Source organism: Dolichospermum flos-aquae CCAP 1403/13F (assembly GCF_012516395.1).
GTDB classification, from domain to species: domain Bacteria; phylum Cyanobacteriota; class Cyanobacteriia; order Cyanobacteriales; family Nostocaceae; genus Dolichospermum; species Dolichospermum lemmermannii.
The window spans coordinates 4,370,102-4,388,199 of record NZ_CP051206.1; the positions used below are offsets into that span (position 1 = coordinate 4,370,102).

An 18,098-nucleotide genomic window follows, 5' to 3' on the forward strand; every position below is an offset into this window, starting at 1 on the left:
TTAGGTCACTCCTTCCAATTCCTCATCAGTCAAATCATATAACTTTCGCAACTTATCCAACTTATCTCCATCAGCTTGCCATAAACCGCGTCCCGATGCTTCCAACATTCTCCCCACAATATTTCTAAAAGCTTCAGGATTGGCCTTGCGTAATTTTTCCGCCATTTCTGGATCTAAAGCATAAGTTTCTGCGGCTTGATCATAAACCCAATCATCTTGAAAATCAGCAGTACCACCCCAACCAATTAAAGCCGTCATGCGTTGGGAAATTTCAAAAGCACCACCAGAACCTTGATTAGCCATTGCGTCAGCCCATTTGGGATTTAATAACTTAGTTCGGTATTCCATTCGCAATAAATCATCTAAATTGCGGGGTGTGGTGTCTTTAGAAAAACTTTCGACAAAACTGGCCTGTACTTTTTTTCCACTTTGCTTTTCGGCAGCTTTTTTCAAACCTCCCGTATTGGCATAATATTCCTGAATATCAGTTAAACCATATTCTACCGAATCTATTTCTTGAACAATGCGATCGCTAGTTTTTAATAATGTCTGCAATATTTCTGGTCTAGCTTGTCCTTTATCATTTCTACCATAACTAAAAACATTGCGACTTTCCCAAGTATCCCCCAACTCTTCTCCAGATTCCCAATTACCATCAACAACTCTATCATTAACCAAAGAACCAAAATCACCAGAGGGATTAGAAAACAATCTTGCGGAAGAATTTTCCACACCTTGGGCTTTTAAAATCAAAGCGTGTTTTCTAATAAAATTCATTTCCTCCAGTTCATCAATTTCCGCAGCCCGTTGAAATAAATCATCTAACAATTCAATGATATTCACAAAACTATCCCGGAAAATACCCGATAGATTTGCTAACACATCAATGCGCGGATGTCCAACATCAGCAAGAGGTTTTAAATCATATCTAACAATGCGTCCAGTTCCCTCCTTTACAGGTTCAGCACCCACCAATTCCAAGAGAATTCCCAAAGATTCACCCTTAGTCTTAATAGCATCCAAACCCCATAATAAAACTGCTACAGTTTCGGGATATTTCTTATTTTCATCTAAAGACTGAGAAATAATTTTCTTAGCAATTTCCTTACCCCGTGCAAAAGCAGCAGGAGAAGGCATTCTATAAGGATCTAAAGCATGAATATTCCTACCCGTAGGTAACACCCCAGCACCATCCCTTAACAAATCCCCACCAGGTGCAGGAGGAATAAACTCACCATTTAAACCCCTTAAAAGATTAGTTAACTCATCAGTAGATTGATTTAATAACCTTGTAATTTCCTCCTCCTCTCTGTGTTCTCTGTGCCTCTGTGGTTCGTTTCCAAAATAAGCATCCAAATAACCAGTTAACTCCTCCTGATTTGGTGCTTCACCTAAAGTATGTAAACCAGAAGAAAAAAGACGATTTTCGAGAACTTGGAGATACTCATACAACTTCACCAAATAATGATCAAAAGCGTGATTACTAAACATCCTCACATTTTCCGGCGTAAAGGGAATACCCAACCTTTTCGCATCATCAAAAGGACAATCCACCTCCAAACCAGTATCAACTATCTTTTTACAAATGCCTTCTTTTAACAGATAATTCTTTTCTGGATCTTCTCGATATTCTGCAATTAAATCGCGGATATTTACCAATTCCTTATACAAACCAGCGCGTCCATAGGGAGGGACATTGTGAGAAATTAACACGCCATAACCGCGACGTTTGGCTAAAATTGATTCTGAAGGATTATTTGCGGCATAAATGTAGAGATTGGGCAGATTTCCTAAGAGAATATCAGACCAAGAATAACCAGTATTTCCTAATGGTGAACCTGGCAACCATTCAACAGTTCCGTGCATTCCAAAATGAACAATAGCATCAGCTTGAAAATCGTTTTGTAACCATTTATAATAAGCTGCATATTGAGGATGGGGGGTTAGATCTCTTTCAAACATTAACCGCATGGGATCTCCTTGAATTCCCAAAGGTGGCTGGACACCTATCCACACATTTCCTAATTGTACACCACCAATATTAAACTCGTCTCCATAGGTTTTAATGCCGCTACCAGTCAGATATTTCCATTGTTTTTCAATGCGAGATGTAAAAAGATAGCCTAACCATTTTTCTAATGTTCTAGCATTAACAGTTGTGATGTCTTTTATGTTATTTTCTCCCAGGGGATTAATTTCATCTGCTGCTTTAATTTGGCGAATTAATTCTTCACCATCTTCGGGAATTTCACCAACTGTATAACCCTGTGCTTTCAGTGCATGAAGTAATTTAATTAAACTGCGAGGAACGTTTAATAATGCAGCAGTTCCTACAGCACCATAACCAGGGGGAAAACCATATAAAATAATGGCAATTTTCCGTTGAGAAATAGGTTTTTGGCGCAGGGAAATCCAGCTTTTAACTCTATTAGTTAATCGCTGTATTCGTTCAGGAACTAAATAAATTTGTTCCCCCACTAATCCACCGAGAGGAATTGTATCAATTGCGCCGTCTAATTCTGGTAAAGCATATAAGACAACACTTTGCAGACCGCCTACGCCTTGCCTTGTCCAAGAATGAATATCTTGAATTAATAAGGGTGCAGCGACGATATACGGGACATTTTTAGCTGTGAGAATGCGTTTAGCTACTTCCACCTGTCTTCCGGCCTCCATTGAACCAGCCGGACCACCAACCAGGGGAAAACCAATGGTAGAAACTATGGCATCAATTTTTACCGATTCTGCGGAAAGGGAAAGGGTTGCAATTTTACCTCTTTGACGTTCTTGGGTTTCGTAGTCGCTGGTCATCCAATCTCTGACGGCTACGTGTCCCTCTACACCGTTGATAAAGATGGGTAAGGGAGTCAAACCCGCTTTTTCAAAATAGCGGATTAGTTGGGGAATATAGGGCAATTTGGTGATGACGTGCTTTCGGTAAAGTAAAATACCGATAATTGGGGACTGGGTAATTTTATTCCTTTCTTTCTCCTGACTCCTGACTCCTGACTCCTGACTCCTTCTTTGATACCATTCTAAGTATGCTTTGGGTGATGTAAAAAATCCTTGATAATCAGGATGTAATAACCCCATATCGGGGGTTTCCATGGGTGGGGGTATATCTCCAACTTTTAAATCTAAGTATTTTTCCGCAATTGTCCAAAATAGGGAAGCGACGTTTTCTGAACCGCCGGCGTTCCAGTAACCATAGATAATTAACCAGTTACGAAGGTCTTGGACTTTTTGGACGGGGATGAATTTTAATAACTTTGGTCCGATTTTCAGGAAACTGATATAACCGGCAAGTTTGTCTTCTTCTTTACCGTTGCTGAATTTGTCCAGGATGAATTTAATGGGTTTGGGCATTCCTGCGGGTTTGTCACCAATCGCAAATGCTCCTATTTTGGTTAAACTCATTAATTCCAGTGCTGACTCGAAAATGAGCCGGATAGGGATGTTAGCGACACGCTCCCGCAACCATACAACTTGGTCATAATCAAAGAGTAAGCTACCAAAGAATACATCTGCGTTTTTAAGTGCCGCTGCTACTTCCGTGCTATTGGTGGTAATATTGCGATCGCTAAATACTCGAATATCCAACTCTGGACACCGGGAATTAGCCAAATCAGCCGCTTTTCGGTACAAGTCCGCGTTAAACGATTCAAACCCAGCAATCAAGACAATGCGTTTCATGCGCTTTTGCTACGAAATATTTCTTTACATTGATCTTAAACATTTTTGGAGATTAATGGGGGAATCTCTACCTAGAGATTAAAATAATGTCTATGCTTTTTGGAACTATATTAACCAGTAGCAGACTCTTGGCATAGTAAAAAAGTCAATTAAGGAGATACAAATGAAATTCGGTATTGATATTGGTCACAATTGCCCTCCTGATAGTGGTGCAGAGGGAATTAAATCCGAAAATAAGTTAACAATGGAAGTGGGTAATAAGGTTATAGCTAAATTAGAAAATTTAGGACATACAGTAATTGCCTGTAAACCGAATAGTGCCAGGACAGTAAATCAATCTTTAGGTAGCCGGTGCGAAAAAGCCAATAGTAACCGAGTAGATATTTTTGTATCTATTCATTTTAATGCTTTTAATGGACAAGCTAATGGAACAGAAGTATTTGCTATTAGCGACGCTGGCAAAAAAGTTGCCCAAAAAGTATTAGATGAAATTGTCAAATTGGGCTTTTTTAATCGTGGTGTTAAAAGTGGCTCACATTTGTATGTTCTCAGAAGAACAAATATGCCAGGAATTCTTATAGAATGTTGCTTCATTGATTCTGCCAAAGATATACAACTATATGATGGTGAAACAATGGCTAATGCCATAGTTGCCGGCTTAACAGGTAAAGTAGCAAATACTCCTGTAAATCCTGTTCCTGGTGTGTCTATTCCTATTGCTGTTCCTGTTCCTAATGCTTCTGTAAATACTGTTATAGATGAAGAACAGAATAAAGATAAGAGCATTCTCAGACTACAACAAGCTTTAAATCGGCTGAAAATTACTGATAAAAATAATCAGCCCCTAGTCGAAGATAATGGCATGGGACAAGCTACATCTTCCGCAACGGAAAAATTTCAGAGAATTGTGGGAGTTTTACCCACAGGAATAGCAGGTAATACTACTTGGGATGCTATCAATCAAATATTAGCTAAACGAGTTGTGCAAGGGACTCATACTAGTGGTGTAATTATCAGATATTTACAATATCGTGTCGGTGCTGATCCTGATGGTATCTATGGTCCACAAACACAAGCAGCAATCAAGAAATTTCAACAACAAAACGGTTTAACTGCTGATGGTATTATTGGGGCAATTACTTGGCAGAAATTGGTAGGTTAGATAAATTTTCATTTAATTTATTGATACCTAATTCCTCAAAGAATACTACTGATAAATAGGGAGTAAATCTCCCTCTTCCCTATCTGCGAAAATGCAAAATTGGCATAGCAAATAAACCCCAAGCCAAACCCGTAATCAAACCAAAAGGGGTAACAATATAATTATCAAAATCCCATAAACCGAAAATCTGCGCTGCTAATTCCAACGGATAAGCCATCATTAATACACTAGCAAAAGCCGCACCAGTCCAACCATATTGACTTAACCAAAAACCGCCTTTGCCATTAGTTAAACCATACAAAATTCGCGTAATTAATAATCCCGTTACCGTTCCATAACAGCGCATACAAACCGCCATAATAAAAGGTGGAGATAACTCCAAACCCATAGTAGGCTGCGGACATACATGATTACCCATAAAGTAAATAATGTCCGCAATCCCCGGAAGTAAAAACACAGCAGAAGCAGCCAAAAAAGGTGCAATAGGGGGACCAAAAACCATCCCAGCTAATAGGAAATCCGCAAAAAAACTCACCCAATTAACTTGTAACCCTCTTAACAAAACTACCCTTTCCATATTCTCTCTGTGTCCTCTGCGCCTCTGCGGTTCGTTTTCTGCAATTAGTATTATAGGGTAGAAAATACCCAAAATGATTATAAATCATCATTTGGATCTATCCCCATTGCCCGTAAACGTGCTGCTAATTGTGCAGCTTTAACTTCTGCTTTTTCAGCCCTTAATTTTTGTAATTGAGCTTCTTCCTGACCTACCAATAACAAATTACCATCTAAATCCCACCAGCGTAGCCAAAGTTGTTCAGGATTATTTAAGTAACTTCCTTGCCATAGTCCCAATTCTACAGCTAATGGCGCAATAGGATAATGTCCGCGTTCGTTAGGCTGCATTTTTTGGTAAGAAAAATCAACCAAATGATAAACTTCTAATTTGCTATTATTCACTTCATAAATAGCATAGTAGGGAATGCGGATAATGCGCTCGTATACCCAGAATTTACCAGGTTTTTCACCTTCTTTTAAACCCGGTAGAGGAGTTGTATCTCTTTCTTCTTCACCATTACCACTAGCTAATTCTATAGCAATTAATGGAGGAATATATTCCCGCCATAATACATAGGAACGACGAATTTTACCTGCTAATTGTGGTGCTACATCAGGGACATAAAACCAATCTGGTGCTACTGTACCTTTTTCTGGTGGTTCTGTTTCTCGCCAATAAATACCACAATCTTGACCTATACAAAATTGTCCATCAGGATGTAACTTTTGTAAAGTTTGAATTATTGAATCTGTGATAATTATACTTTGAGGATGTTCTTGAAAGTTTTTCACGAAAGTACCATCAGACTCTGGTAGTTGAGTATGATCAGGAAACTGCGGTGGTATAGCAATATCAGCCAGGGTTTCACTCATACTGTTTAAAAGATTGCAGTTGTTTATTTAGTATTATATCAGAGAACAGGAAGCGCGGAATTACTGAATATTGTATTATAAAGGTTATACAGTCATCTATCACAGATTATGATCTGCTGCTTAAACCCGGATTGTTCCCAGCCTATCAACCCTGATCATAACAAGTTCTGTCAAAGTTGCAGAACCCCGTTAATACCATTATTAATCAATCGCTTTCGAGTATTGCGGGTGCTTTCTGCTGAAGGTGGTTTTGGGAGAACCTATTTAGCGGAAGATAGCCAGAAACTCAATGAAATTTGTGTAATCAAGCAACTTGCACCTAAACAGTCGGGAACTTACGCTTTAAAAAAAGCTACAGAATTATTTATTGAAGAAGCTAAACGTTTACAAGATTTAGGAGAACACCCACAAATACCAACGCTGTTTGCTTATTTTGAAGATAATGGTTTTCTCTATTTGGTACAACAGTTTATTAAAGGGGAGAATTTATTAGATGAATTAGCACAAAAGGGAAAATACAAGGAAACCCAAATTCGGGAATTATTACTAGATTTATTACCATCTTTAAAGTTTATTCATGAGCGCCAGGTTATTCATCGGGATATTAAACCACAAAATATCATGCGCCGATCAAGTGATGGTAAATTGGTGTTAATTGATTTTGGGGCTTCTAAACAATTAACTACCACAGTTCACACCTAAATAGGAACACAAATAGGTTCTTATGGGTATAGTCCATTGGAACAAATACAAGGTGGTGAAGCTTATCCAGCCAGTGATTTATTTGCTTTAGGTGCAACTTGTTTTCATTTATTAACAGGGGTTGATCCTTTTAATTTATGGACAATAAATGGTTTTAGTTGGGTGAATAATTGGCGACAATATTTATCTGGTTCTGTGAGTCAGGAATTGGGGCAAGTTTTAGATAAGTTGTTGAAAGTTGATATTCAAAAACGTTATCAATCTGCGGATGAGGTCATCAAAGATTTAGAAATTTCTCCTACATTTGTTGTATCTCCAGGGGGGAATAAAAATCAATCTTTGGGAAATTCTCCAACTACAATCAATCGTCGCGGTTTTATCTATGGAGGATTATTTTTAGGTGGTGTAACTGTCGCATTTGTGGGACAAAATTTATTTTTTGGGAAGAAAAATCAAACCTCAATTTCAGATACACCAACACCTGAAAATATACCAACTCCTGAAAATACACCAACACCTGAAAATACATCAACTCCTAAAAATACAACTTCTACAAATAACCTGAAAACCTTTAGTTTTGAAGTGGTCAGCACTAACGCAACCGGAAATATTATCAACCGACGGAATGAAAGTGCAAAATATTTCACAGAAGATTTGGGAAGTGGTGTGACATTGGAAATGGTGGAAATACCAGGGGGAACATTTATGATGGGTTCACCGAAAAGTGAAGCACAAAGAGGTTCAGATGAAAGTCCCCAACACCAAGTTACTGTTCCTAGTTTCTGTATGGGGAAATATCAATTGACACAGGCACAGTATCAAGCTATCATAGGCACTAACCCTTCTGCTTTCAAAGGTGATAATCGTCCTGTTGAAGGCGTTAGTTGGAATGATGCAGTTACTTTTTGTCAACGGTTAAGCCAAAAGACAGGAAAAAACTACAGATTACCCAGTGAAGCTGAATGGGAGTATGCTTGTAGGGCAGGAACTACTACACCATTTTATTTTGGTGAAAGCATCACTACTGATTTGGTAAACTATAATGGTAATTACACTTATGGTTCTGCACCAAAAGGCCAGTACCGTAAACAAACCACAGATGTAGGTTCTTTTCCTCCTAACGCTTTTGGTTTGTATGATATGCACGGTAATGTATGGGAGTGGTGTTTGGATGATTATATAGACAATTATTATGGTACGCCCAAAGATGGTCGTGCTTTAACAAGACAAAGCAAACGGAAGCTGCTGCGTGGCGGTTCTTGGAAGTATCATTCGGAAAACTGTAGATCAGCAGATCGTAACAACTCAAGCATCGGTTACAACGGTATTGGTTTTCGGATTGCTTGTGCTAGCGCAATGAAGACTTAGTGCCACTTTATACTCTTGCTTTTTTGCCCTTTTCTTTTCTTTCTCTTTTCCCTTCTTAACCCCCGCCGTTAGGCGGAAAAATAAAATTTTTTCTTTCGACAGCAAAGCCGATTGTGGTGTCTTTACTTAGGATATCACACATTTTTTAAATTGTCAGAATCAGGATATCCAGGATTTAAGGATTTACAGGATGTTATTGATAAATTGCTGGTTTTCCTTTGCGTCTTTGCGTGAAAATGAATATTCAATATTGTCAGAATCAGGATATCCAGGATTTAAGGATTTACAGGATGTTATTGATAAATTGCTGGTTTTCCTTTGCGTCTTTGCGTGAAAATGAATATTCAATATTGTCAGAATCAGGATATCCAGGATTTAAGGATTTACAGGATGTTATTGATAAATTGCTGGTTTTCCTTTGCGTCTTTGCTGCTTTGCATCTTTCTTTGCGCGAAACTGAATATTGTCTGAATCAGGATTTTTGTAATATCCATATCCCTATCCCTAAATTATTTTAAATAAATTGAGTATTTGTAATTTGTATTTTGAGAATTTTCTGTTTGAAAATCGTATATATTAACCTTAATCATAAATTTCTAAACCCTAAAAACACAACTCAAACAAACATCCTGGAAATCCTTAAATCCTGGATATCCTGATTCTGACAATTTAATTTTATAATCTCATGAGTTTTGACAACGTTTGCAAACTATTAGCAGAAAAATATCCCTTTGATTTTGCTAAATGGTTGCTTCCCCAAGCACCAAAAACCATCAAAGTCTTAAAAACCGAATTGAGTATAGAACCAATTCGCGCTGATTTTGTCACCTTCTTACAAACAGAAAATCGGATTTTACATATTGAATTTCAAACCAACCCACAATCTAAACCTCCAATTCCTTTTAGAGAGTTAGATTATTCAGTGAGATTAATCCGTACATATCAAGTTCCTGTAACCCAAGTAGTGATTTTCTTACAAGAAACAAATGATCCAATTGTTTTCACTGAAGAATATGTTAACGAAACAACCAGACACCGTTATCGTGTAATCAGAATGTGGGAACAAGATTCAGCCTTATTTCTCAATAATCTGGCATTATTACCATTAGCACCATTAACACAGACAAATTCACCTCAAGGCTTATTATCCCAGATTGCCAATAGTGTTGCTAAAATTGCAGATAGGGAGACTAAACAGGATATTGCAGCTTACACAGAGATTTTAGCAGGTTTGCGATTTGAGAAAGACTTTATTCGTCAATTGTTAAGTGAGGATATTATGCAAGAGTCAGTCATTTATCAGGATATTTTGCAGAAGGGAGAAAGAATAGGAGAACAAAGAGGAGAACAAAAAGGAGAAATTAAATTTTGTTTGTTTTTACTTAATCAACGGTTTGGGGAACTTGATTCTTTAATAGTTGAAAGAGTCAAAGGTTTACCTGTTGAACAGTTAGAAAATTTAGGTGCGGCGTTGTTTAATATTTCTGAAGTTGCTGATTTGGTAACTTGGTTAAATCAACAAGATCATCAAAACTAATAATTTATGGTGTTGGGTTTTGCAACCCAACCTACTTGATAATTACAAATTTTTCATTAAAGCTACTAAAATTTTCATTAAAATTTCTAAATCATTGGGGACACGATAAAGGTTTAAATCTTGAGTAATTTCTTTTGATTCCCGATGTAAAATTACAAATTGCCAAATATTACCAATAGAAACTGCACCATACAGGATAGGATGATCAATAGGAGACCAATTATCAAAGGCAATTAATTCTACAGCTAATTGGACAATTCCTCTTTCTAAATCGGCATTTTTAGCTTCAATAACTAATAATTGATTGTCAGCTTTAATATAATAATCAACAACTCCTTTTAATTGATTATTGATATTCAACCCATACTCTACTTTAACTTTAGCATGGGTATAGTGAATTAGTTCCATAATTACAGGAGCAATTAAAAATTCTCTCCTGGCGGTTTCACTGGTTAAACTAATATAGGGTAAACTTTCTTCAATACGATTTTTTAGGTCTGTTAATCTTTCTAAGTTTTGTTGAGTTGTGGGTAAGGTAAGAGATTGTGATTGAAAGCTATAGCCAAAATATTCTATAATTTCATCTGGTTCATAATTCAATTTGAAATAATCAGCAAAGGTGTAGGATTGATTAGAGTCAATTATTTGTATTTTTCCCATAATTCCTACCTCAATAACAATTATATTGAAATGTTAGCGGGCAAGATGCCCGCACCACAAGATTGAGAATCTTAAAGGATGTATTCCTTATCCTACATTAGCAACATAAGGACTAGTCAACTTATCCAATTGCTGAGTTAACAGACTGAGGAACAAACCCACATCAGTCACCACACCTACAGATTCTATTGAACCGCGATCGCTCAATTTTGTCACCACAGCCGGGTTAATGTCCACACAAACCATCTTCACACCTGCGGGAGTCATATTTCCCACCCCAATAGAATGCAGCATGGAAGACAGCATCAAAATCATGTCTGCACCTTCAATGATTTTAGAATACTCCTGTTGTGCTAAAATCAAGTTCATTTGGGTATCGGGTAAAGGTCCATCATCCCGAATTGAACCAGCGAGGGAGAAGGGAATGTTATTTTTCACACATTCATACATCACCCCACTTTTCACCACTCCCGCTTCCACAGCTTTCGCAATGCTACCAAAACGGCGGATAGTGTTAATTACCTTCAAATGATGCCGATGTCCACCCCGCACAGCCACGCCCCGCTTCATATCCACACCCAGGGATGTTCCCAGCAGGTTTTGTTCCATATCATGAACAGCGATCGCATTTCCGCCTAAAAGACCCTGTACATAGCCTTCTCGAACTAAGCGACAGAGATGTTCACCCCCACCTGTATGAATCACCACAGGACCTGCCGTGACAACTACTTTACCACCGCTATCCTTAATTTTACGTAACTCCCAAGCCACCTGTTCCACGACTAATTCCACTCGTCTCTCGCTGGAAACTCCAGAAGACATAAAGCTGAACTCTTGGGAATTGCGTTGTTCGCGTGATTCAGCTTTGCGAACGGTGCGAATACCTAAAACATCCACAACTACTTTATCGCCGATTTCTAAATCACGGAGGAGTTTGCATTTTGCTACTATACCATTAGCAGTTGTGGAAATAGCGATCGCCCCATCCATGCGTTGATTTTGCACCTTCAGCCATTCTCCATTTACACGAATTTCAGTAGGATAAATCGTGCTGACATAGAAATCATCAGGAGCAACACCCGCTTGGATCACAGGTTCTAATCTAGTATCTCGTTCGTCTTGGGGTAAATCAACCGCACCCAAATCAATCAACTGGGAGATGATTTCTTCCATCACTTCGTGAGATGGTGCAGATACCCTCACCTCAGCCGCAGATGTACTTTGACGTTGTTCTCCCAAGTTGAATTTGAGAACTTGGAAACTTCCCCCCATTTCCACAATTAAATCTAAAGCGCGGTTAATTAAACCTGCATCTAGCAAGTGTCCTTCCATGCGAATGACACGACTTTCTACAGAAGCATTAGCGTGAATTTCCTCGCCAATAGGTTCTGTTACCCGCAAAGTCAAGCATTTAGCCGCACCACCGGCTTTGAGAAATTCTGTTAACGGGGTTTCAATAACTTGGAAACCAACTTCCGCTAACCGTGATTTTAAATTCTCACTCGTTTTGTTCATAATCACGATGCTATCCACATTCACCGCATTACAAGCAAAGTTGACAGCATCAGCTTCTTCAATAGCAATCCGCTTTTCCGGTGCGACGCGCATTTCAATCACGCGGTTGGAGTAGGAATCAAACGCGCCAGGATAATACAGCAAATAACCATTCGCCAAAGGACAGAAGCAGGTATCCAGGTGATAAAAACGCTCATCCATTAAGCGCAGAGAAATCACCTCAATGTCCAGCCATTTAGCCAGGTAGGGGTGAGAATCCAATTCTGACCGGAAACCATATCCAGCCCACAACCAGCGTCCTTCTCGGTCTAGGAGTGCATCACCAGCACCTTCAAAGGGGAGGTCTTTGGGAAGTGTGTAAACATTAAAACCATTTTGTTCAAACCACTGTTGAAAATACGGTTCTTCACCTTGGCGTTCTTTATGTAAAAAGCGGCTAAGAACCACATTTTCACCGAGGACTAAACCCGCGTTAGCACTGAATACCATATCAGGCCAACCTTTCTCTGGGGCAACTAAATCAACAATGGCGTGATTTTTAATGACATTGTATAATTTATTCCATTGCTCTACGGCGCGATTCGCGTGAGGACTTATGAATATTCCCTTCCATCCAAGGATTAATCACATAATCCACATCATAATGGTCAGGAGCGCACATCAAAAACCGAATTTGGGAAACCATAAAAATCTTACTAACTTCTAAAATGCTACTAATGTCTTCTGGATACAGAGTTTTGGTGATCCAATTCTGTCAAATCTGCTACTTAACCTCTACCTTCTCTTCTTGGTAGGCTTTACAAGGATATCGTATTATTCTATTACTGCTAGGGACAATGTGATAGGTAGGAGAGAAATGGTTGTGTTTGAATGCAATATTAACTTGTTAATTGATGGGTGATTCTGATTATTGGCTTAACTTGCTCTACAATAATTAAATTATGAAGTTTTCTATTATGCCCCCTACACTAAAAGCAATCTATCGTAACGGCACATTCATTTTGGAAACAGCCTGTAATTTATCTGAAGGTTCTAAGGTGGAATTACTCATTCAATCAAGTTCTGTGGTTTCACCTCCTATTTCCGATGTAGAAAGTAAACAACGGTTTCTCAAATCTCTAATTTCACGAATGCAACAAAATCCGATTCCATTAAATGCACCTCGTTTCACACGGGAGATGCTGCATGAACGCTGTTAATACTAAAATGGTATTTTCTATTTGGAATATAGGCGAAAAATGAAAATCAAATTCTCAAATTTAGGTAGTATTCAAGAAACAGAGTTAGATTTGCGTCCTCTGACAGTAATTATTGGACCGAATAATTCAAATAAAACCTATATTGCCTATTCTACCTACGGTTTGTGGCAGTGTGCTGGTACAATATTAAGTGCCTCATTTGCTATAATCAGCAAATTAAGAGTTACTCAACAAGGAGAAGGTAATTGGTCTTTGATAATAGATAATGATCTACTTGATTTATTTGTAAAAGATGCGGAAGAAGCAGCAAAAAACTTTCAAGCAAGTGCTTTAGAATCATTTTTTCAAGATTCAAGTCGCAAGCTTTTTTTGCAAACGTCATTTGAAATATTAATTTCCCGTCAAGAAGTGGAAAATGCCATAAATCAATTAACTCAACGGGAATCTTTTATTGTAATAGGTGGAACTTCTCTAAAAATTAATCGCGAAGACAATAGGTTGTTTTTTGAATTTTTGAAGATAAATAGTGAAGAAAGAATAGGAGAAAATATAATAATAGATGGTAATTTCGTTGATTTATTTGAGGATTTCTTAAATGATGTAAAAAACGATGAAAAAATAAAATTATTATTTACAGTGATTGTAAAAAAAATACTTTTTTCTGATGTTTTTCCATTTCCTGCCGAAAGAAATGCGTTTATAAATACCTATAAAATGCTGGCAAATAGACGTTATAAACTTCTTAAGCAAACTCAAAGAGAATTATTTAGTAGTAGTTCAGAAAAACGACTCGAACTACTAAAAGAACAAGGTGATATCCGTTATCCACAACCAGTAGAAGATTTCTTAGATTTTTTATCTGAGATAGAACTTGAAAAAACAGTAAAAATAACTTCCAGCAATAAAAATGAATTTCAGAAGTTAGCAGATGAGATTGAAAAACAGCTACAAAACAAAAATAAAACTAATTTAAAACCTACTAAATTAGGTGGAAAAGAAATAAAAGTTTTAGTTAAAAAAGGTTTGGAAATTGATATATATAATGCTTCTTCTTCCATTAAACAACTTGCACCATTACTGTTATATTTAAGATATCGTGCAAGTAAAGGTCATTTTCTGGTAATAGATGAACCAGAGATGAACTTACACCCAGAATCACAAGCAAAGCTGCTGGAAGCATTATCTATTCTTGTCAATCTTGGTGTGAGAATTTTACTCACTACCCATAGTCCCTATATTATGGCACATCTGAATAATTTAGTTAATGGTAATCATGAAAATCCTGAAATATTAAAACGTCAATCTTCATCTTTATATCTTCAAGATGAAAGAGCATTTTTACCTATTGATAAAGTTAGTGCTTATGAAATGAAAGATAATAAATTAGTTTCATTAAATGATCCAGATTATGGCATTAGATGGGATACTTTAAGTGATGTTGCTGTAGATATTCAACAAAAGTTTTTTGAAATTTATGAAGCAGGACGAGAAAAAGCAGATGAAACAGAAGAATAATTTTGCTCAAATTCTCAAAGACAAAAAAGATAAACTTGACTGGCAAAATTTTAACTTTCTAGAAAATCTCCTAGTTTTCTGTACAGTACCAGGAAGAAGTGTTCCTAAAGAAAGTGGAGTACATTTTCGGATAACTTTAGATTCTGAAAATCAAGCTATATGTATTTTATTTGAAATAGATAGAAGAAGTGATCCTTTAATCAAGAATCAAGCATTAAAGCGTCCAGATTATATGTCACTTTATATTGATTCTAATTCTTGCATTTGCACGATTATTGAAATGAAAGGAAAGAATCACAACTCTTTAGAAAATGGAATTGAACAAGTTTTAAAATTGAAAGAAATTTTACAAAATGAAATATCTGATCATTTACCAACTAAATTCAAAATTAAATGTCAAGGAATTTTATTAACTCCCTACAATTCACAAATTCCATTTAAAAAAATAGCGGAGTTAGCTGCAAATGGTTTTATTATTTTACCTATTCAATATGATCATAAAGCCGAGTTATATCCTTATGTTTCAAAGCCAAATAAAATAACAGACAAATATAATCATCAAGAAATTACTGAATCAATGGCTTTATTGATTGAAGAGATTTTAACAAAAATAGCATTACCAAAACGTATAGAAGATGACTATTATTCCAGAAATTTTGTAATTAAGAGGGATAGAAAAGGGATTTATATTAATTATTTATTACCAGATAAAACAGATTATATAACTTTATTATCGAATACAAAATTTACTGAAATTAATATGCAAGAACCTGAAGACAAAGAAAAAATCAAAGATGAATTAGTATTACTAAATTTAATAAATAGATTAGCAATAAAATTTTCAAATCATCAAATATCAGAGTCTAATGACTAATTTACCTATTTTTCAGTAATATCATGGTAAATTCTTACAGAGGTAGCCCATGATAGTTTTATAGAGATATGCAAAACAAAAATAGTCGGTTTCTAGTTGGTAACACCAGAGGCAATAACGTTCTGATGTTTGATGCCTATACAGGCAGTCCCCTGGGGACATTTATCGAAAAGGGTAGACTTGATAACCCTGACACCTTACTCTTCGGACCAGACGGAAATGGTGATGGTAAAAGTGACCTTTACATAGCCAGTGGTACAAAAAAAGGCAGTTCCTCTATATTGAGGTTTGACGGACAAACTGGTAGTTTTATTGATGTATTTGTGGGAGATAATCCCAATACAAGTTTAGATGAAAGTGGTGGTTTAATTCGTCCCTATGGTCTTGCTTATGGATCAGATGGTAATTTTTACGTTTCCAGCTTCTTAACCGACCAAATATTACGCTATAATGGCGCAACGGGGGCATTTATTGATGTTTTTGCCCAAGGAAATGGTAAAAAAGATAGCTTAAATGGACCAAATGGGCTACTCTTTATCAAAAATAGTCTTTATGTTACCACCCAAGGAAGTGTAGCCACTGTTAATCCTCAAACTGGAGAGGTTAAGGCTGATTTTAGCGCAGGTTTGTCTAGTCAAGTTTTACGTTACGACTCCCTAGCAGCGGGAACAACTCCCACAGTCTTTGCTACTCCCACACCATCACCTGATAGTTTTAACTTTGTCAGTTTGCTGGGTTTAGCGGTGGGTGAAGATAATGATTTGTATGTGAGTGATTTTGCTAACGGTATTCAACGCTATGATTTGGAAACTGGGAATTTAGTCAATACTCTTTCTACAAATTATACAACTAGTCAGTCACCCAGTAATAATTTTATTGGCGGACTTGCTTTTGCGCCTAATGGTAATTTACTCACTGTGGGTTTTAATGTTAGCACTACACAGGGGGCTATTCTCAGCTATGAAAGTGAGAGTAGTTCAGTTGTTAGTCCATTTCAGGTTTTAGTTCCTACAAACCCGGTTCTTGAACGTCCTGTGGGGATAACTTTTTTCCCTACAGAAAATCAGTTGGTATCTGGAACTACTGGAAACGATGACTTGGTTGCGGGTAAAGATTTAGAAGCAGTTGCAGATATTGTATTTACTGGTGCTGGTGATGACAAAGTTGATCTGGCTATCAAAACCTATGCAAGTGATAATAACGTCTTCTTAGGTAGTGGTAATGACGTGATAGATGTCAGTAAAAGCGATCGCACTTTTGGCGATTTAGGTAATGATACTTTTTATGCTACTGATGGTAAAGGTGGTAATCGGATGTCCGGTGGCGCTGGTAATGATACCTTTTTCTTGGGTAGTAATGACCGCGCTTTGGGTGGTGATGGTAACGACACCTTCTTTATCCAAACAGGTGGTAATAATTTAATCAGTGGTGGTGCTGGCGCTGATAATTTCCAGATTGTGACTCTTGAACTCCCTAAAACTCCTAATAGGATTTTAGATTTTCAGACAGGTATTGATACTATAAGTATCTTTGGTGCTAAAGCACTTGGTATTTCTGCCACTAATTTAGTATTGAATCAAACGGCTGGCGATACTGATATCATCTTTGGTAACAGAACTCTAGCTATCTTGAGTGGCGTTACAGGCTTAAATATTAATGTCATCAACCTTGTAAATTAAAGCAATACAATGGAGGGCGGGGAGACCCCGCCCCTACTTTGTAATATTTACTCTTTGCGCCTCTGCGCCTCTGCGTGAGACATATTCATTGTTATGAAAACCTACTTGTTAGGTTGAGGAGTCATCCGCAAATAAGGCTTAATTTCTTCATAACCTTTGGGAAACTTGGCTTTGAGGACTTCAGGATCTTTCAAAGAAGGGACAATTACCACATCTTCACCATCTTTCCAGTCTGCGGGAGTAGCAACACTGTAATTATCAGTTAATTGCAGAGAATCAATGACGCGCAAAATTTCATCAAAGTTGCGGCCAGTGCTGGGAGGATAGGTGAAAGTCAGACGCAGTTTTTTGTTGTTGTCAATTACAAAAACCGAACGCACAGTAACAGTAGCCGCTGCGTTGGGGTGAATCATATCATAAAGTTCGGAAACTTTACGATCTGGATCTGCCAAAATTGGGTAATTGAGAGTGGTGCTTTGGGTTTCTTCAATATCACCCACCCAGCCCTTGTGAGATTCTACATCATCAACGCTGAGAGCGATCGCTTTCACATTGCGTTTATCAAATTCTGGTTTGAGTTTGGCAACTGTGCCGAGTTCGGTAGTGCAAACTGGTGTAAAGTCGGCAGGATGAGAAAATAGTACCACCCAGCTATCACCAGCCCAGGCGTAAAAGTCAATTTCCCCATGAGTAGAGGCTTGAGTAAAGTTAGGTACTGTATCACCAAGACGAAGAGTCATGTAAGATTCCCTGTATTCTAAAA

11 protein-coding genes and 2 pseudogenes are annotated in these 18,098 nt (G+C 37.4%); 7 read left to right on the forward strand and 6 right to left on the reverse strand.

What is annotated here, in order from left to right; all coding sequences use genetic code 11:
• Positions 1 to 3,693, reverse strand: coding sequence for a magnesium chelatase subunit H (bchH, locus tag HGD76_RS20875; RefSeq protein WP_168696912.1), 3,693 nt, complete (start codon positions 3,691 to 3,693; stop codon positions 1 to 3).
• A 163-nt stretch (positions 3,694 to 3,856) separates the two neighbouring features.
• Here bchH and HGD76_RS20880 point away from each other — a divergent pair, with 163 nt between their 5' ends.
• The gene (locus HGD76_RS20880; protein WP_168696913.1) at positions 3,857 to 4,855 is read left to right on the forward strand and encodes an N-acetylmuramoyl-L-alanine amidase; all 999 of its coding nucleotides are present in this window, start codon (positions 3,857 to 3,859) and stop codon (positions 4,853 to 4,855) included.
• Between the two features lie 79 nt (positions 4,856 to 4,934).
• Here HGD76_RS20880 and HGD76_RS20885 read toward each other — a convergent pair whose 3' ends face one another.
• Both HGD76_RS20885 and HGD76_RS20890 read right to left on the reverse strand, forming a co-directional pair.
• Positions 4,935 to 5,432: a DUF2085 domain-containing protein gene (locus tag HGD76_RS20885; protein WP_168696914.1), complete on the reverse strand. Its 498-nt coding sequence runs from the start codon at positions 5,430 to 5,432 to the stop codon at positions 4,935 to 4,937.
• Between the two features lie 77 nt (positions 5,433 to 5,509).
• Entirely contained in the window at positions 5,510 to 6,286 is a 777-nt protein-coding gene (locus tag HGD76_RS20890) for a Uma2 family endonuclease (RefSeq protein WP_168696915.1), read from the reverse strand.
• A 108-nt stretch (positions 6,287 to 6,394) separates the two neighbouring features.
• Between HGD76_RS20890 and HGD76_RS20895 the strand changes: the two are divergent.
• A pseudogene (locus tag HGD76_RS20895) lies at positions 6,395 to 8,356 on the forward strand (bifunctional serine/threonine-protein kinase/formylglycine-generating enzyme family protein).
• A 685-nt stretch (positions 8,357 to 9,041) separates the two neighbouring features.
• Positions 9,042 to 9,893 carry a DUF4351 domain-containing protein gene (locus tag HGD76_RS20900; protein ID WP_168696916.1) on the forward strand — a complete coding sequence of 284 codons (852 nt, stop codon included), beginning with the start codon at positions 9,042 to 9,044 and terminating at the stop codon, positions 9,891 to 9,893.
• Positions 9,894 to 9,935: 42 nt separating this feature from the next.
• Here the strand turns inward: HGD76_RS20900 and HGD76_RS20905 are convergent, their stop codons facing one another.
• Both HGD76_RS20905 and argZ read right to left on the reverse strand, forming a co-directional pair.
• A complete protein-coding gene (locus HGD76_RS20905; protein ID WP_168696917.1) occupies positions 9,936 to 10,553 on the reverse strand; it encodes a hypothetical protein in 618 nt (205 codons plus the stop codon).
• 87 nt (positions 10,554 to 10,640) lie between these two features.
• A pseudogene (gene argZ, locus HGD76_RS20910) lies at positions 10,641 to 12,753 on the reverse strand (bifunctional arginine dihydrolase/ornithine cyclodeaminase).
• A gap of 256 nt (positions 12,754 to 13,009) precedes the next feature.
• Here argZ and HGD76_RS20915 point away from each other — a divergent pair.
• The 4 genes from HGD76_RS20915 to HGD76_RS20930 all read left to right on the forward strand — a co-directional run bounded on the left by HGD76_RS20915 (position 13,010) and on the right by HGD76_RS20930 (position 17,335).
• On the forward strand, positions 13,010 to 13,267 hold the full coding sequence (locus tag HGD76_RS20915) for an antitoxin family protein (RefSeq protein ID WP_233466947.1): 258 nt from the start codon (positions 13,010 to 13,012) through the stop codon (positions 13,265 to 13,267).
• 39 nt (positions 13,268 to 13,306) lie between these two features.
• The gene (locus HGD76_RS20920) at positions 13,307 to 14,782 is read left to right on the forward strand and encodes an AAA family ATPase (RefSeq protein ID WP_168696918.1); all 1,476 of its coding nucleotides are present in this window, start codon (positions 13,307 to 13,309) and stop codon (positions 14,780 to 14,782) included.
• Complete coding sequence (locus HGD76_RS20925) at positions 14,766 to 15,656, forward strand: hypothetical protein (protein ID WP_168696919.1); 891 nt, start codon at positions 14,766 to 14,768, stop codon at positions 15,654 to 15,656. The genes HGD76_RS20920 and HGD76_RS20925 overlap by 17 nt, the downstream gene beginning before the upstream one ends.
• A gap of 68 nt (positions 15,657 to 15,724) precedes the next feature.
• Positions 15,725 to 17,335: a hypothetical protein gene (locus tag HGD76_RS20930; RefSeq protein WP_053538478.1), complete on the forward strand. Its 1,611-nt coding sequence runs from the start codon at positions 15,725 to 15,727 to the stop codon at positions 17,333 to 17,335.
• Between the two features lie 101 nt (positions 17,336 to 17,436).
• Here the strand turns inward: HGD76_RS20930 and HGD76_RS20935 are convergent, their stop codons facing one another.
• Entirely contained in the window at positions 17,437 to 18,075 is a 639-nt protein-coding gene (locus tag HGD76_RS20935; protein ID WP_168696920.1) for a peroxiredoxin, read from the reverse strand.
• Positions 18,076 to 18,098: the final 23 nt, after the last annotated feature.

Excerpts from the sequence above, each read along its gene's own strand:
- HGD76_RS20900 (WP_168696916.1), top strand. The coding sequence starts at position 9,042 with ATGAGTTTTGACAACGTTTGCAAACTATTAGCAGAAAAATATCCCTTT.
- HGD76_RS20915 (WP_233466947.1), top strand. The coding sequence starts at position 13,010 with ATGAAGTTTTCTATTATGCCCCCTACACTAAAAGCAATCTATCGTAAC.
- HGD76_RS20920 (WP_168696918.1), top strand. The coding sequence starts at position 13,307 with ATGAAAATCAAATTCTCAAATTTAGGTAGTATTCAAGAAACAGAGTTA.
- HGD76_RS20930 (WP_053538478.1), top strand. The coding sequence starts at position 15,725 with ATGCAAAACAAAAATAGTCGGTTTCTAGTTGGTAACACCAGAGGCAAT.
- HGD76_RS20925 (WP_168696919.1), top strand. The coding sequence starts at position 14,766 with ATGAAACAGAAGAATAATTTTGCTCAAATTCTCAAAGACAAAAAAGAT.
- HGD76_RS20880 (WP_168696913.1), top strand. The coding sequence starts at position 3,857 with ATGAAATTCGGTATTGATATTGGTCACAATTGCCCTCCTGATAGTGGT.
- HGD76_RS20905 (WP_168696917.1), bottom strand. The coding sequence starts at position 10,553 with ATGGGAAAAATACAAATAATTGACTCTAATCAATCCTACACCTTTGCT.
- HGD76_RS20935 (WP_168696920.1), bottom strand. The coding sequence starts at position 18,075 with ATGACTCTTCGTCTTGGTGATACAGTACCTAACTTTACTCAAGCCTCT.
- HGD76_RS20890 (WP_168696915.1), bottom strand. The coding sequence starts at position 6,286 with ATGAGTGAAACCCTGGCTGATATTGCTATACCACCGCAGTTTCCTGAT.
- bchH (WP_168696912.1), bottom strand. The coding sequence starts at position 3,693 with ATGAAACGCATTGTCTTGATTGCTGGGTTTGAATCGTTTAACGCGGAC.
- HGD76_RS20885 (WP_168696914.1), bottom strand. The coding sequence starts at position 5,432 with ATGGAAAGGGTAGTTTTGTTAAGAGGGTTACAAGTTAATTGGGTGAGT.